The sequence below is a fragment of the Brevibacterium luteolum genome, assembly GCF_013004595.1.
Taxonomy (GTDB): domain Bacteria; phylum Actinomycetota; class Actinomycetes; order Actinomycetales; family Brevibacteriaceae; genus Brevibacterium; species Brevibacterium luteolum.
Map to the genome: position 1 here is coordinate 67,502 of NZ_JABEMC010000008.1, position 16,645 is coordinate 84,146.

A 16,645-nucleotide genomic window follows, 5' to 3' on the forward strand; every position below is an offset into this window, starting at 1 on the left:
GTGTCAGTCTGCCATGTCGGGTACTGGCGAGCCGACCCGGCTGCGGGCATGAAAACCGCCTCATTCGCGGTTAGGGTAGAGGCGGGCGGCGAGGACGCTGCCCATCGCCTCATGTACTGACCAATGAGAAGGTGACATAGTGACCGAGGTCCGCTCGACCGAGATTGCACAAGCGTGGACAGACCTGACGGGATCCATTCCTCCCGCCGACCTCATCCCCGCGTACTTCCCCCGCATCAGCGACGCCGAGTATGAGACCTACGGGCCCAAAGCCCTCGCCGCGTCCGCCGCCCGGCACTACGACGTCGCCCGCGGCTTCGACGGCACCACCCCCGTCGTCTCCCTGACCAACCTCTCAGCCAGCGATGACGACTACGCCGGCAACCGCACCGTCATCAACATCGTGCTGCCCGACACCCGCTACACGCTGTCGTCGATCATCTCCGAGCTCACCGGCGCCGGACACAACATCCGCGCAGTGCGCCACCCGATCATCGTCACCGAGCGCGCCGGCGACCAGCTGCAGATCGTGCCCTCGGCCGAACTGTCCCGGACCACCACCTCGACCTCGGCGCTGCCGACCATCACCCCGGGGATGTCGTCGACGACCCGGGCGAAGGAGTCCTGGGTACACCTGGAGATCGACCAGGTGCCCGAGGAGCAGTTCGACGAGCTGCGCGCCCAGATCGCCCGCGTCCTCGAATACGTCATCGCCGCCGAAGCCGACCGCGAGCAGATGCGCTCACGCGCCCATGAACTGGCCGAACAGCTGCGCAGCACCCCACCGCGGCCCGAGCTGGCCGACGAAGCCGCCGAATCCGCCGAGCTGCTCGACTGGCTCTCCGGCCGGTTCGCCTTCCTCGGCTACCGGGAGTACTCGCTCGACACCACCGGCGAGCAACTCGCCCTGCACCCGATCGAGGGCACCGCGATGGGCATCTCCGCGCTGCGCCCGGCCCGGTCCTCGCAGCTGTCGAAGAACGTCGCCGCCCGCGCCGAAGAGTCGCGTGTGCTCGTGCTGACGAAGGCGAACTCGCGCTCGCACGTCATCCGCCGCAGCTACCTCGACTACCTCGGCGTCAAGACCTACGACGAGAACGGGGCGGTCATCGGTGAGCGCCGCTTCGTCGGCCTCTACACCTCGGGCATGTACAACGCCTCCGTCCTCGACATCCCGGTCATCCGGCAGAAGGTCGCCTGGGTTCTGCGCGAATCCGGCGTCGAACGCGACACCCACTCCGGTGACGAGCTGCTCTCGATCCTGGAGACCTACCCGCGCGATGATCTCTTCCACGCCGATGTCGAGGAGATCTTCGAGGTCGTCATGCAGGTCCTCGACCTGAAGGAGAAGCGCGAGTCCCGCGTCTTCATCCGCCGCGACCCCTACGCCCGTTACGTCTCCGTGCTCGTCTACGTCCCCCGCGACCTCTACGACACCGACTCGCGCCTGCGGGTGGAGAAGGTGCTGCGCGACGCCTACCAAGCCGACACCGTCGATTTCGATGTGCTGCTCAGTGAGTCGGCGCTCGCCCGCCTGCACTTCGTCGCCCGGGTCCCGCGCAACATCAGCCTGCCCGAGGTCGACGCGCACACCGTGTCCGAGCGGATCACCAGCGCGCTGCGCTCCTGGTCCGAGGACGTGTGGGAGTACCTCGCCCCGCACAACGCCCGCCACACCGCAGCAGAGCTCGACCGGGCGCGCACCTGGTCCGAGGCGTTCCCGCCGTCCTACATCGAATACAACACGCCGCAGGACGCCGTCGAGGACATCGCGCTGTTCGAAAAGCACGACAGCGATGACGAACCGCTTGTCAAGATGGCCCGGCCCAGGGGAGTGCCGCGCAACCAGGCCCGCCTGTCGTTCTACCGGCTCAACCCGGCCGGGCTGTCGGAGATCCTGCCGTTCCTGTCGAACCTCGGCGCCTCCGTGATCGACGAGCGGCCCTACGTGATCGACCTGCCTGATGGCAGCTGCCGCTACATCTACGACTTCGGTCTCGAGTTCGAAGACGAGATCTCCTCCCAGGACTTCGAGCGGATCGAAGAGGCCTTCGCCGCCGGCTGGAAGGGGCTGCGCGAGACCGGCAGCATGGACCGGCTCATCGTCGCCGGCTTGCCGTGGCAGGACCTCGCCGTGCTGCGCGCCTTCACCCACTACCTGCGCCAGGCCGGCTTCTCCTACTCCGACAAGTACCTCGGCTCCGTGTTCACCTCGAACCCGGACCTCTCGGCGCTGCTGCTGGGCTACTTCCACGCGAAGTTCGACCCGGACCTGACCCCGGCCGTCGGCACGCGCGACGAGCACATCTCCCAGATCCACGACCGCATCGAGCAGGCGCTGTCCGAGGTCACCAGCCTCGACGCCGACCGCGTGCTGCGCGCAGTGCTCTCACTCATCGACGCCACCGTGCGCACCAACGTCTTCCAGCCCGAAGACGGCTCGCTGCCGCGGGCGGCGGTGTACAAGATCCTGCCCCCGCAGCTCGACTTCGTGCCCAAGCCGAAGCCGGCCTACGAGATGTGGGTGTACTCACCCGAGGTCGAAGGTGTGCACCTGCGCTTCGGCAAGGTCGCCCGCGGCGGCCTGCGCTGGTCGGATCGCCGCGATGACTTCCGCACCGAGGTGCTCGGACTCGTCAAGGCGCAGATGGTGAAGAACGCACTCATCGTGCCCACCGGCGCCAAGGGCGGATTCGTGCCCAAGCAGCTGCCGGACCCGGCGCAGGACCGCGATGCGTGGCAGGCTGCCGGACAGGCCGCCTACGAGGTGTTCATCAACGCTCTGCTCGATGTCACCGACAACCTCGAATACACCCCCGAAGGCAATGTCGTCGTCCAACCCGAGCGCACCGTCATCCACGATGACGACGACTCCTACCTCGTCGTCGCCGCCGACAAGGGCACCGCCCGGTTCTCCGACGTCGCCAACGGGATCGCCGCCAGCCGCGGCTTCTGGCTCGGCGACGCGTTCGCCTCCGGCGGCTCGGTCGGCTACGACCACAAGGCGATGGCGATCACCTCCCGTGGTGCCTGGAAGTCCGTCGAACGGCACTTCCGCGAACTCGGCGTCAACACCGCCACCGACGACTTCACCGTCGTGGGTATCGGCGATATGAGCGGTGACGTGTTCGGCAACGGCATGCAGCGCAGCGAGCACATCAATCTCGTCGCCGCCTTCGACCACCGCGACATCTTCATCGATCCGGACCCGGATCCAGCCCAGTCGTTCGCCGAGCGGCGGCGGCTCTTCGAGCTGCCGCGCTCCTCCTGGCAGGACTACGACCCGGAGCTCATCTCCGCAGGCGGCGGCGTCTACCCCCGCTCTGCGAAGTCGGTGAAGCTCAGCGAGCAGGCCGCCAAGCGTCTCGGCATGAGCCCCGGCCAGTACCGGCCCAACGACCTCATCCGCGGCATCCTTTGTGCCCCGGTCGACCTGCTGTACAACGGCGGCATCGGCACCTACATCAAATCTTCGCAGGAGACGGCCGCTGACGTCGGCGACAAGGCCAATGACGCCATCCGCGTCGATGGTGCTGAGCTGCGCGTGCGCGTCGTCGGAGAGGGCGGCAACCTCGGCGCCACCCAGCTCGGCCGCGTCGAGGCGGCACTCGGCGGCGTCAAGATCAACACCGATGCCGTCGACAACTCCGCCGGAGTCGACTCCTCTGACCAGGAAGTCAACATCAAGCTGCTGCTCGACACCCTCATCAAGAACGGGGCGTTCAGCTCCGATGAGCGCGTCGACGTGCTGCTGTCGATGACCGACGAGGTCGCCGACAAGGTGCTGGCGAACAACTACAGCCAGAACGTCCTGCTCGGCGAGGCCCGCGACGGAGCCGACGTCATGTCCGGCACCCACCGGCGCCTCATGCGCTACCTGGAGAGGAACGCCGACCTCGACCGGGCTGTCGAGTTCCTGCCGACGACCAAGCAGCTGGCCAACCGCACCTCGACCGGCGGGGGCCTGACCTCGCCGGAACTGGCCGTGCTGCTGGCCTACGTCAAGATGAACGCCGCTGATGCGATCCTCGACAGCGACGTGCCGGGCGAGGAGTGGATGAACGAGCACCTGCTCGCTTACTTCCCGGCCAGCCTCGCCGAGCGCTTCGGCGAGCACTTCGCCGAACATCCGCTGCGCCGCCAGATCGCCACCGCACGCCTCGTCAACCGGATGGTCGACCGCGGCGGACTGACGTACATCTTCCGGATGGTCGAGGAGACTGGTGCGACGATCCCGCAGATCGCCCGCGTCTTCACCGTCGTCAGCGAAATCTTCGACCTCGACAGCCACTTCGACGACATCTGCGCACTCGACAACGTCGTCGACTCCAGCGTCCAGGTCAAACTCCAGCACGGCTACGTGCGGCTGCTCGACCGCGCCTCCCGGTGGCTCGTCCACCAGGCGCCGACGCACCTCGACGTGCCCTCGGGCATCGAGCGCTACGGCTCGATCCTCGAACAGCTGCGCCCGCAGGTCCCGCAGCTGCTCGAAGGCACCGACGCCCGCGAGCTGGAGTCCAACGCCCAGGCGTTCATCGCCGAAGGCGTGCCGGAATCGGTCGCCTACCGGGCGGCGGCGCTGCTCGACGAGTTCGCGCTGCTCGACGTCGCCCAGATCGCCAACCGGCTCAGCATCCACGGCGAGGACGTCGCCGAGGTGTACTACCAGGTCACCGACCTGCTCTCCGGTGCCGAGCTGCTGCAGCTCATCGGCGAACTCGACCGCTCCGACCGCTGGTCGGCGCTGGCTCGCGGTGCGATGCGCGATGACTACTACCAGGCCGTCTTCGCCGTCGTGCTCACCGTGCTCTCGGCGACCGAGGCGGAGGGGGCGACCCCAGCCGAGCGCGCCCAGCACCGCATCGCCCAGTGGCGTGAGAACAACGAGGCATCGCTGGGCCAGGTGCTCGAGACGATCGATGAGATCCGTCAGCTCGACACCGTCACCCAGACGCCGCTGTCGGTGCTGCTGCGCATGATGCGCGGCATCGTCCGCTCGACTGTCTGGCAGTCAGAGGAGAGCTGAGACCGGGGAGAAGACGATGCACCCGCACAGCGACATCGACGCCACTGAGCACTTCACCGACCAGCGGGATTTTGAGTGGCTCAGCACCCTCGTCGGCGACTGGCAGCTGTTGGCTGACCTGTCGTTCGCCGACCTGCTGCTGTGGGTTCCCGCCACCGAGGCGCCGGGCAGGTTCCGGGTGGCCGCCCACTGCCGGCCGACCACCGGGGCGACAGCCTACCCCGAGGACGTCGTCGGGCTCATCAGCGTCGGCATCGAAACAGAGCTCATGCAGCGGGCGTGGGACAGCCAGGAGATCATCATCGCTCCCGGCCAGGACGAGATCCACGATTCCAGCGCTCCGATCGCCGGTGCCGAGGTGGTGCCGGTCGTGCGCGAGGGCCGGGTCATCGCCGTGCTCACCCGGCACACTGAGGAGCTGCGCCGCAGCGTGTCCTCGCGGCTGGAACGCAACTACCGGGCATGCGCTTCGATGCTGCTGACGATGATCGCCGAGGGCGACTACCCCAACCTCGACGACGATGCCGCCGGCCACCACGGCGACTCCCGCGTCGGCGACGGGATAGTCGTGCTCAACCGCGAGGGGCGGGTGCGCTATGCCTCGCCCAACGGCATCTCCGTCCTCCACCGCCTCGGCCACGATGACGAACTGGAGGGCCGTTACCTCAACGAGGTCGTCGCCGGCCTCGTCGAGCAGCTCCGGCCGGTCGATGAGACCCTCCCGGTTGTGCTGACCGGTCGCGCACCGTGGAGCACCGAAGTCGAATCCGGCAGCGTTATCGTGACCCTGCGCGCAATCCCGTTCACCCGTGCCGGCAACCGGATCGGGGCGGCGATCCTGCTGCGCGATGTGTCCGAGATCCGCCGGCGGGACCGGCAGCTGCTCAGCCGTGACGCGATGATCCGTGAGATGCACCACCGGGTGAAGAACAATCTGCAGACGGTTGCGGCGCTCCTGCGCCTGCAGACCCGCCGCATCTCGTCGGCCGAGGCGAAGGGTGCGCTGGAGGAGGCGACGCGCCGCGTGTCGATCATCGCCGTCGTCCACGATGTGCTCAGTCAGGGCCTTGACAGCGAGGTCGATTTCGATGAGATCGTCGACAAGGGCCTCAAACTCACTCCCGAGCTCGCCAGCCCGCACGTCGAAATCACCCTGCAGCGCACCGGCAGCTTCGGCAAGATCTCCTCGGTCGATGCGACGTCCCTGGCACTGGCGCTCACCGAGCTGGTGACCAATGCCGTCGAGCACGGCTTCCCGCTCGATCTCAAGAAGCCCGCCACCGATGAGCGTCTGCAGGCCACCGTGTGGGTCGAACCCGAACGCGTCGGCAACCGGCTGCGTGTCACCGTCGCCGATGACGGCGTCGGCCTGCCGGAGGAACAGGGGCCCGGCAGCGGACTCGGCACCCAGATCGTCAAGACGCTCGTCTCCACCGATCTGGGCGGGGAGATCACCTGGCAGGCTCGCAAAGGAGGCGGCACCGCCGTCATCATCGACGTGCCGCTCGGCCGCGACCGCTGAGTGAACATACAGCAGCGCCCGCCGTCGATGAACGGCGGGCGCTGCTGTCATGTCTGTCGAGGTGGCGGTTCTGACCGGCGGGCTGCGTGTCAGCCGGCGCGGCGGGCGCGAGCGGCACGGCGCTTGAGGGCGCGGCGCTCATCTTCGCTCATGCCGCCCCAGACTCCGGCATCCTGGCCGGATTCGAGTGCCCACTGCAGGCAGATCTCGGCGACTTCGCAGCGGCGGCAGACACTTTTGGCCTCTTCGATCTGCAGGAGCGCAGGGCCGGTGTTGCCGATGGGGAAGAAGAGTTCGGGATCCTCATTGAGGCAAGCCGCGCGATGGCGCCAATCCATGGTGTCCTTTCCTGGAGCGGAGGTCGCCGGAGCCCGGGGAGCTGGTGGGCCCAGATCGGCACACAGCAGGCTGGCGACAGCAAGTGGTCGCTATGTCAACCAGATTCACATATGAGACAGGACAGCACAAGAGGGTCGAAGTGTGAAATCACCGACAATCTTTTATTCTGCGGGGTCTGCCGCAGCATCGCAAATCGATCCTCAGCCTTGCCCGCTTCGCACCGTTCTGCTTGGCTGAGGACATGGAGAACATCAGCGACCTGCGCGACGTGCGCATCATTGCCATCGGCGATCTCAAGCCGCAGATCCACACCACTGCCTTCGTCGCACCCGGCGTCACGCTCATCGGCGACGTCCGCCTCGGGGCCGGCAGCAGCATCTTCTACGGCACCGTGCTGCGCGCCGAATCGAGCCCTATCACGATCGGTGAGGGGACCAATGTGCAGGACAACTCGGTCATGCACTCCGATCCCGGCCGTCCGGTCACTGTCGGCGCCCGCGTGTCGGTCGGCCACCGCGCGCTCGTGCACGGCTGCACGGTCGGCGACGACTGCCTCATCGGCATGGGCGCAACCCTGCTCAACGAATGCGTCATCGGCTCCGAGACCCTCGTGGCAGCCGGCGCTCTCGTCCTCGAAGGGATGGAGGTCCCCTCCGGCTCCCTGGTGGCAGGGATGCCGGCGAAGGTGCGCCGCGAGCTGACCGCGGAGAATATCGAGCACATCCGCACCAACGCCGCCTCCTACTCCGAACTGTCGGCCGCGCACCGACAACAGGGCCGCATCGTAGGTCCCGCAGACGTGCTCACCGAGGCGATCGGCTGAACCAGCCTCCCCCTTTTCCGGCGAACGAAGGTTGTCCACGCCTTCCTAGCCGCCCGCGGCGCCGTTGGGCATGATGGCCGTATGGCTTTCATCCGTGCTCTGCGCCGCTACCCGCTCGCGGGGCTGGCCGTCGTCGCCTTGGCGACGACGCTCATCCTGCTCGCCTCAGGGTTGCCCGGCGTCGCCCAGATCCTGGCGACGAGCGTCATCGGCATCGTCGTCCTCCTCACCGTCTGGGACATGATCAAGGACATCATGGCCGGCAAGTGGGGTCTCGACATCCTGGCCGTCGTCGCGATGGTCGCCACCGTGCTCGTCGGCGAATACGTCGCCGGCCTCATCATCGTGCTCATGCTCACCGGCGGCGAAGCGCTCGAGGAGATGGCCGCAGGCCGGGCCGGGCGCGAACTCGATGCGCTCATCAGCCGCGCCCCGCAGTTCGCCCACCGGGAGGGCGCTGACGGCCAGCTGACCCAGATCCCGGTCGACGAGGTGGCCATCGGCGACATCCTCGCCGTCCGGCCGAATGAGACGCTGCCGGTCGACGGAACCCTGCTCGACGCATCGGCGACCATCGATGCCTCGGCGATGACCGGCGAACCGCTGCCGGTGACCTTCAGGACCGGGGACACCCTCGCCTCGGGCACGGTCAACGAGACCCGCGCCTTCCGCATGCAGGCGACCGCCACCTCGGCGGACTCCCAGTACGGCTCGATCGTCAAGCTCGTGCGCGAGGCCGTCGAATCCCAGGCCCCGATGGTGCGCCTCGCCGACCGCTATGCGGTGCCGTTCACGATCGTGTCCCTGGCGATCGCCGCCTTCGCCTGGTTCATCAGCGGCAACCCCACCCGGTTCGCCGAGGTCCTCGTCGTCGCCACCCCCTGCCCGCTGCTCATCGCCGCCCCGGTCGCATTCATGGGCGGGATGAGCCGGGCTGCGCAGATCGGCGTCATCATCAAGAACGGCGGCGCGCTCGAAACGCTCGCCCGCGTCCAGTCCGCCGCCCTCGACAAGACCGGCACGCTCACCCGCGGCAATCCTGAGGTCCGCCGCGTCATCCCCGGCACACACAGTGAAGACGAGCTCATCGCCCTGGCTGCCGCGGCCGAGCAATTCTCGCTGCACGCCTTCGCCCAGTCGATCGGCGCGGTGGCCAGCGAGCGCGGGCTGACCCTGCCCGAGGTGGCAGGCGCCGACGAGACAGCGACCAACGGCGTGCGCGCCTACCTGGCCGACGGCACCGAGGTGCGGGTCGGCAAGATCACCTACATCGAAGAGGTCGCAGGCCCCCTCGAACCGGCCGAGCTGGCACCCGGGGAGACCTTCGTCTACGTCTCCCACGGCAGCGACCTGGCCGGCATCATCATCCTCGCCGATGAGCTGCGCGCCACCGCCGCCGGCACCGTCGCCCGGCTGCACGAGCTCGGCGTCACCGACATCGCGATGCTCACCGGCGACAACGCCGCCACCGCCCGGGCGATCGCCGGTGAGGTCGGCATCGACGAGATCGAAGCCGGCTGCACCCCGCAGACGAAGGTCGAGCACCTGGCCTCGATGCGCAACCGGCCGGTGCTCATGGTCGGCGACGGCGTCAACGACGCCCCGGTGCTCGCCGCCGCAGATGTCGGCATCGCGCTCGGTGCGCGCGGGGCGAGTGCGGCCAGCGAATCGGCCTCGGCGGTCATCACCCAGGACGATATCGCCAACGTCGCCTATGTCATCGAGATCTCCCAGCGCACCGTGCGCATCGCGCTGCAGAGCATCTGGCTGGGCATCGCGATCTCGATCGGGCTCATGATCGTCGCAGCCCTCGGCTACCTGCCCGCGGTCGTCGGCGCGATCCTGCAGGAGGGCGTCGACCTCGTCGCGATCCTCGGGGCCCTGCGGGCACTGCGTGTCAGCCACACGCCCGTGCCCGAGGCGGTCGAGACTGCCGCGGGCCGCCAGGCCGCTTAGGGCAGCCGGTGGCCCAGCCACTAGGATGGGAAGCGAACGACAGGGCGGCCGCAGCGCCGCCGCTGTCATGCCATCGACTTGCCTGCCGCTGAGAGAATGAGACTGTGAAGAACGTACTTGATCCCTCCCAGAACCGCGTCGTCATCATCGGCGGTGGTCCCGGCGGCTACGAGGCCGCACTCGTCGCCGGCCAGCTCGGCGCCGATGTCATGCTCATCGAACGCAACCGCTGCGGCGGATCTGCGGTGCTCACCGATGTCGTGCCGTCGAAGACCCTCATCGCCACCGCCGAGCTCATGGGCCAGATCGAGGTCTCCGGGCCGCTGGGCATCCGCCTGCGCGGCACCGAGGACGGTGAGCCCGCTGCGATCGAACGCGGCGCCGCCCGCGCCGACCTCGACACCATCAATAAGCGGATCAAGCACCTGGCCAACGCTCAGGCGACCGACATCTACGACGGGCTTGTGGCCGCCGGCGTCAAGGCGATCAAGGGAACGGCCCGGATGTCGGGCCGGCACACCGTCCACGTCGTCGAGGAGGAGGGCAACGAGTACGAACTCGAAGCCGATGTCGTCCTCATCTGCGTCGGCGCGCACCCGCGCGAGCTGCCGAGCGCCCAGCCCGACGGTGAGCGGATCCTGACGTGGACGCAGCTCTACGACCTCGACGAGCTGCCTGAGCACCTCGTCGTCGTCGGCTCCGGTGTCACCGGTGCTGAGTTCGCCTCCGCCTACCATGCTCTCGGTTCGAAGGTCACGCTCGTATCCTCCCGGGACCGGGTGCTGCCCGGCGAGGACAAGGATGCTGCCGATGTGCTGGAGAAGGCGTTCCGCTCCCGCGGCATGAACGTGCTCTCCCGTTCGCGTGCCGAATCGGTCACGCGCACCGACGATGGTGTGCTCGTCACCCTTGACGACGGGCGCAAGGTCAATGCCAGCCACTGCCTCATGGCCGTCGGCTCGATCCCGAACACCAAGGACCTCGGTCTCGAATCGGCCGGCGTGCAGCTGGAGGACTCCGGGCACGTCGTCGTCGACGGCGTCTCGCGCACCTCCCGGCCGGGCATCTACGCCGCCGGTGACTGCACCTCGGTCATGCCGCTGGCCTCGGTGGCCGCGATGCAGGGCCGAATCGCGATGTGGCACGCCCTCGGCGATGCCGTTGCTCCCCTCAAGCTGCGCAATGTCGCCTCGAACATCTTCACCAGCCCGGAGATCGCCACCGTCGGCTTCTCCCAGAAGGACTTCGAGGAGGACCGCAAGGAGATCGACTGCGTCACCCAGCCGCTGAGCACGAACGCACGGGCGAAGATGCAGGAGATCAGCGACGGCTTCGTCAAGATCTTCTCCCGCCGCGGCTCCGGTTCGATCCTCGGCGGTGTTGTCGTCGGTCCGAAGGCCAGTGAGCTCATCCTGCCGATCACCCTGGCCGTGGAGAACCGGCTGACCGTCGACCAGCTGGCCTCCAGCTTCACCGTCTACCCCTCGCTGTCGGGCTCCATCACCGAGGCGGCGCGCAAGCTGCATCACCACGCCAGCTGAGCCAGCCGGCGCAGCCGGTGCCTGCCGGGCAGGACCGGCGGCTGAATACACGACTGCGGGTGCACTCGATTCGAGTGCACCCGCAGCTGTGTTTCGGGGGATCGGGAGCTGGCGTCACCGGCAGACTCACTGTCTCATGCGCACCGAGTCGGCACAATTGGACTTTGGTGCAGTCGACTACGACTTTCGTCTAGGTCTGCCTGAAGCCGGCCCGCTGACCTGCGGCTGTGCGCGGCTCAGTCCTCGAACTCGATGAGCACGGTGCCGGCCTTGACGGCCGAGCCGGCCTCGACGGCGATCTTCGACACGGTGGCGGGACGCGACGCCTTGAGCGGCTGCTCCATCTTCATCGCCTCGATGACCGCCAGCGTGTCACCGGTCTCGACGACAGCACCGGGCTCGACATCGACGGACACGATCGTGCCCTGCATCGGTGCGGTCAGCGCTGAGGCGTTGTCGGTGCGGCTGGAGCCGCGGCGGCGCAGCCGGCCCTTGCGGGGGCGGGCGCCGGCTTGCGCCGGGCGGGCCAGCTCGGCCGGCACCTTGACCGTCAGCCGGTGGCCTTCGACCTCGACGACGATGTCGATGACGTCGCTGCCGTCCTGCGTCTGCTGTGCCATGGGATCCTCCGGATCGTCGAATGTCGGCATGTATGTCTGCTGCAGCCAGTGGGTGGAGACGCTGAATTCCTCGGCGAAGGCCGGTTCGTTCACCAGCCGCCGGTGCAGCGGCAGCAGCGTCTTAACACCGTCGAGGGTGTACTCGCCGAGCGCACGGCGGGCGCGGGCGAGTGCGTGTGCGCGGTCCTCTCCGGTGACGATGAGCTTGGCGAGCATCGGGTCGAAGTCGACTCCGACCTCAATGCCGTGGTGCACGCCGGAGTCGACGCGCACGCCGGGACCGGCCGGCTCGATGTAGCGGCCGATCCGCCCGGTGGCCGGGAAGAAGTTCAGGCGCGCGTCCTCAGCGTTGATGCGGAACTGGATCGAGTGACCGCGCGGAGCCGGGAACTCCTCAGGCAGGCTCTCGCCGGCGGCGATGCGCAGCTGCCAGGCGAGCAGATCGACACCGGTGACCTCTTCGGTCACGGTGTGCTCGACCTGGATGCGGGCGTTGACCTCCATGAAGGTCAGCGTCCCGCCCTCGCCGAGCAGGAACTCACACGTCGCGGCCCCGACGTAGCCGACCTCGCTGAGGATGTCCTTCGAGGCCTGAGTGACCGTGGCGATCTGCTCGTCGGTGAGGAACGGCGCCGGGGCCTCTTCGATGATCTTCTGGTTGCGGCGCTGCAGCGTGCAGTCACGGGTCGAGGCGACGAGCACGCGGCCGTTGCCGTCGACCATGCACTGGGTCTCGATGTGGCGCGGATTGACGATCTGCTGCTCGAGCAGGCACTCACCGCGCCCGAACGCCGAGAGCGCCTCACGGGAAGCACCGGCGAGCGCATCGGGCAGCTCGGCCGCGCTGGCCGCCGTGCGGAAGCCGCGCCCGCCGCCGCCGTAGACGGCCTTGACCGCGATCGGGTAGCCGATCTTCTCAGCGATCGCCAGCGCGTCGTCGATGTCGTCGACGGCACCGTCGGAGCCCTTCGTGATCGGCGCGCCTGCCGCCTCGGCGACGGCACGGGCACCGGACTTGTCACCGAGCCGGTCGATGGCCTGCGGGGGAGGACCGACCCACACGAGACCGGCATCGAGCACCGCCTGCGCGAAGTCCGGGCTCTCGGCGAGGTAACCGTAGCCGGGGTGGATGGCGTCGGCGCCGGCGCGTTGGGCGGCGTCGATCATCTTCTCGATGCTGAGGTACGTTTCGGCCGGGCCGGCGCCGTCGAGGGCCCAGGCGTCGTCGGCCAGGCGGACGAAATCGGCGTTGGCATCGGGCTTGGTGTACACGGCGACGGCTTCGAGTCCGAGGTCGTGACAGGCGCGGATGATGCGCAGCGCGATCTCACCGCGGTTGGCGATGAAGACCCGCTCGATGGGGCGGTGCTCCACGGTTGCGGAGTACTGCCGCATGGGCTCGGTCATCTGGTCTCCTGGGCATGAAACGGGTGAACGATATCAATCTAGAGACCAGTGCCAAAGCGTTGTGGACTATCGACAAAATCGGTGGGCGAAATTCTCAACCGGCACCGGGCGCGTCGTCACCGGTGTGACCTGCGGCATCGGCGCTGACATCCCACAGCTCATGCCAGGCCAGCCCGAGCTCGCCGACAAGCGTGCGCGCCAAAGGGAGGCTGAGCCCGATGACGTTGTGGTGATCGCCTTCGATGCCGGTGACGAAGGCGCCGCCGAAACCGTCGATCGTCAGCGCGCCGGCGACCTCGAAAGGTTCGGCGGTGGCGATGTAGGCGTCGATCTCCGCATCGGACAGCGCTGCGGTGTGGATCGTCGTCGACGCCGTCTGTGCCCGTGTGCCGGCGACCTGCCAGCCGTCACCGGTCGGGTCGAGGCGGGCGAGGAAATGGCCGGTGTGCAGGTGCGCGGTGCGCCCGCCCATCTGCTGCCACACCTCGCGGGTGCGCTCAGGTGTGTGGGGCTTGCCGACCGGCTGGCCGTCGAGTTCGAGTATCGAATCGGCAGCGATGAGCACCCGCGGCCGATCCGGCGCACCGGCGAGCAGCCCGGCGTTGCGTGCGGTGATGCGGCCCAGGACGTCACGGCCCTTGGCCTCGGCGAGCACGCCGGCCAGCTCCGCGACCGAGGCAGTGGGGTGCTGGTCCTGGACGGCCGCCTCGTCGACGTGGGAGACGATGACCTGCGGGGTGATGCCGGCCGTCGTCAGGGTCGCATACCGCGACGGGGATCCGGAGGCGAGAATGACAGCGCTCACGGGCGGTTCTCCTCGGTATTCGGGTTGGCAGCACTGGGCACAGCAGTCGGGGCAGCAGGCTGCTGCGGCTCGGTCTCCTCGTCCTCAGGACGCGGGTCGCCGTCGGTCAGCTCCGCCGGCCAGTGCGGGCGGGTCTCAGGATTCTCCTCGACATCATGGGGCAGGTCGAGGTCGACGGTGATGCGCTGGATGACAGCGGTGGCCAGCTGCGCGTAGCCGAGCGGGGTGGGGAAGCGGCCGTCGGAGCGGATGAGGGACTGCTTCGTCGTGCCCGACAGCACCGTGTTGAGCGACACCGGGATCGCCCCGGCGGAGACGGCGAGCATCCACTGCGAGCCGGCGAGCACGCGTGAGGAGCGGCGCAGCTGGGTGCGCAGCGGCTGCGGGATGCCTGGCAGGCTGCCGAGGTTGGGGCACGTGAGCACGATGACGGTGTAACCGCCTTCGCGCTGCAGCCGGTTGAGCGCGGTGGTGAGCACCGGCAGGCCGATCGAACCGGTGATCGGGTGGATGACATCGGCGCTGCCCATCGCGATGACGGCAAACCGCGGCGGCTGTTCGCCGATGCGTGAGCGGCGCAGCAGCGGATCGGCCAGGATCGAGTTGACCTGGGTGAGGATGTCATCGGCTCGCGCACCGGCCTGCGCGGTCGAGCGCAGCCGCACCGGCCGGCCGGTCAGGGCCGCCAGCCCGCGGGCGATGAGCATCGCTGGGGTGCGGCGGCGCCGGCCGACGGCAATGCCGGCCAGCCAGGAGTCGCCGATGACGGCCAGAGCCGGCAGATGCTCGGTGTCACCGTCGACGTCTTCGAGCGCCCGGCTGTGCGGAGCGCTCAGCTCGACGAGCCGGGACTGCTGGGGGACAGCGGCCGCGGCGACGTCGTCGTCGAAGGCCTGGCGCAGCCGCATCGACTGCAGCCGCATGAGTCCGTAGACACCGGCGGCGAAAGCCGTGGGCATGGCCAATCCAAACCCCAGTGCGGTCGCGGTTCGTCGCTGCATGAACTTCCTTCCCTCGTCCCGGACGAGTCTAGTGCCTCGAACCGATGGCAGAACTTCGGCCCAGATGCGCGCTGATTCAGCTGGTGAAGCGCTAAGCTGGCCTCATGCCAGAGAACTCTCAGCAACGCATCCCCGGGCGGCTGCGCAACGCCTGGCAGGGATTCCGGTCCCGCCGCGAGCAGGCCGCGCAGACCCCGACGGGGTCCTTCACCGCGTCGCCGCCTGTCCCCGCCTACATCGAGGTGCCAGCCCACGAGCCCACCGAGGAGGAGAAGGGGCGCGGAGCGTACGAGCCGTTCGTGTCTCTGCCGATGCGCCTGGCCGCCGCCTGGTCGTGGCGGTTCCTCATCGTGCTGGCCGCGATCGGCGTCGCCTACTGGCTGCTGTCGAAGATCTCCGTCATCCTGCTGCCAGCCCTCATCGCGCTGCTCATCACCGCACTCATCTCGCCGTTGTCGAACTTCCTCATGCGCCACGGCTGGAAGCGCGGGGCGGCAGCTGGTGTCACGTTCGTCGGCTTCATCGTCCTGGTGCTCGGCCTGCTGACGCTTGTCGGCCAGCAGATCGTCGTCGGCATGGGCGAGCTGACCGGGCAGGTCGTGGCCGGTATCCGCGCGATCGCCGACTGGCTGCAGCACAACCCGTTCGGCATCGACTCCTCGCGGATCTCTGTGGCCATCGACGACACCCTGAACAAGGGCATGGCGATGCTCGAAGAGCGCTCCGGCCAGATCCTCGGCGGCGTCGCCGGTGCCGCGATGTCGGTCGGCAGCTTCTTCACCGGCCTCATCCTCACCCTGTTCACCGCCTTCTTCTTCCTCTACGACGGCCGCAAGATCTTCTCCTGGTTCATTGGGATGCTCCCGCGCCGCGCCCGCGGCCGCGCTGAGGGCGCCGGCCTGCGCGGCTGGCAGTCGCTCGTGCAGTACGTCCGGGTGCAGGTGATCGTCGCCGGCGTCGACGCGATCGGCATCGGCATCGGTGCCTTCTTCATCGGCATCCCGCTCGTCTTCCCGCTCACGGTGCTCGTCTTCCTCGGCTCCTTCGTGCCGATCGTCGGTGCGGTCGTGACCGGCATCATCGCCGTCATCGTCGCACTCGTCTCCAAGGGCCTGGTCGCGGCGATCATCATGACGCTCGTCGTGCTGGCCGTCCAGCAGCTGGAGGGCAATGTGCTCCAGCCGTTCATCATGGGCAAGGCCGTCTCCGTCCACCCGCTGGCCGTCGTGCTCGCGGTGGCCGCCGGTGCGGCCCTGTACGGCATCGTCGGGGCGCTCTTCGCCGTGCCGGTCATCGCCGTGCTCAACACGATCGTCCTCTACCTCGCAGGAGAAGACGTCTACGCCAAAGACGGCAAGGCCAAACAGGAACACCAACCCGACGATGAGGACGGCAGGACCTCCCCGCAGCTCGAACACGACGAAGAAGATTCGCCGCTGGCTCCCGACGTCTCCGAGGGCGACCCGACCGAGACCGCCGAGCCCTCCGGCCAGGCCAACGGGTCGACCGCCTCGGGCGCGGGCAATGAGCGGCGCACCGACGACTGAGCCTCCCGGCGCGGCACGGCTGCGGACATGAAGAAGGGGCGGGCCCGCTGCATGCGGG

The 16,645-nt window shown here is 68.3% G+C and carries 10 protein-coding genes; 6 read left to right on the top strand and 4 right to left on the bottom strand.

All coding sequences use genetic code 11. The features are described 5' to 3' along the window. Positions 1-139: 139 nt before the first annotated feature. Together HLA91_RS11410 and HLA91_RS11415 are read left to right on the top strand one after the other, a co-directional pair. Complete coding sequence (locus HLA91_RS11410; RefSeq protein ID WP_338076745.1) at positions 140-5,026, top strand: NAD-glutamate dehydrogenase; 4,887 nt, start codon at positions 140-142, stop codon at positions 5,024-5,026. A 16-nt stretch (positions 5,027-5,042) separates the two neighbouring features. Next, a complete protein-coding gene (locus tag HLA91_RS11415) occupies positions 5,043-6,548 on the top strand; it encodes a sensor histidine kinase (protein ID WP_170274768.1) in 1,506 nt (501 codons plus the stop codon). An 89-nt stretch (positions 6,549-6,637) separates the two neighbouring features. Here HLA91_RS11415 and HLA91_RS11420 read toward each other — a convergent pair whose 3' ends face one another. Next, positions 6,638-6,886 carry a WhiB family transcriptional regulator gene (locus HLA91_RS11420; RefSeq protein WP_102162883.1) on the bottom strand — a complete coding sequence of 83 codons (249 nt, stop codon included), beginning with the start codon at positions 6,884-6,886 and terminating at the stop codon, positions 6,638-6,640. 242 nt (positions 6,887-7,128) lie between these two features. Here HLA91_RS11420 and HLA91_RS11425 point away from each other — a divergent pair, with 242 nt between their 5' ends. From HLA91_RS11425 to HLA91_RS11435, 3 genes are all read left to right on the top strand, one after another. Next, entirely contained in the window at positions 7,129-7,710 is a 582-nt protein-coding gene (locus HLA91_RS11425) for a gamma carbonic anhydrase family protein (protein WP_170274769.1), read from the top strand. Positions 7,711-7,791: 81 nt separating this feature from the next. Next, entirely contained in the window at positions 7,792-9,666 is a 1,875-nt protein-coding gene (locus HLA91_RS11430; protein ID WP_170274770.1) for a heavy metal translocating P-type ATPase, read from the top strand. A gap of 104 nt (positions 9,667-9,770) precedes the next feature. Beyond that, positions 9,771-11,207 (top strand): NAD(P)H-quinone dehydrogenase, encoded by a 1,437-nt coding sequence (locus HLA91_RS11435; protein WP_102162886.1) that lies wholly within the window; start codon positions 9,771-9,773, stop codon positions 11,205-11,207. Positions 11,208-11,443: 236 nt separating this feature from the next. On the opposite strand, the gene HLA91_RS11440 is transcribed toward HLA91_RS11435, so the two are convergent. The 3 genes from HLA91_RS11440 to HLA91_RS11450 all read right to left on the bottom strand — a co-directional run bounded on the left by HLA91_RS11440 (position 11,444) and on the right by HLA91_RS11450 (position 15,040). Continuing rightward, positions 11,444-13,234, bottom strand: coding sequence for an acetyl/propionyl/methylcrotonyl-CoA carboxylase subunit alpha (locus tag HLA91_RS11440; protein ID WP_204514195.1), 1,791 nt, complete (start codon positions 13,232-13,234; stop codon positions 11,444-11,446). A 94-nt stretch (positions 13,235-13,328) separates the two neighbouring features. After that, positions 13,329-14,039 (bottom strand): Maf family protein, encoded by a 711-nt coding sequence (locus HLA91_RS11445; protein WP_170274771.1) that lies wholly within the window; start codon positions 14,037-14,039, stop codon positions 13,329-13,331. Then, positions 14,036-15,040, bottom strand: coding sequence for an SGNH/GDSL hydrolase family protein (locus HLA91_RS11450; RefSeq protein WP_170274772.1), 1,005 nt, complete (start codon positions 15,038-15,040; stop codon positions 14,036-14,038). The genes HLA91_RS11445 and HLA91_RS11450 overlap by 4 nt, the downstream gene beginning before the upstream one ends. Before the next feature lie 104 nt (positions 15,041-15,144). On the opposite strand from HLA91_RS11450, the gene HLA91_RS11455 reads away from it, so the two are divergent. Further along, the gene (locus HLA91_RS11455) at positions 15,145-16,587 is read left to right on the top strand and encodes an AI-2E family transporter (RefSeq protein WP_170274773.1); all 1,443 of its coding nucleotides are present in this window, start codon (positions 15,145-15,147) and stop codon (positions 16,585-16,587) included. Positions 16,588-16,645: the final 58 nt, after the last annotated feature.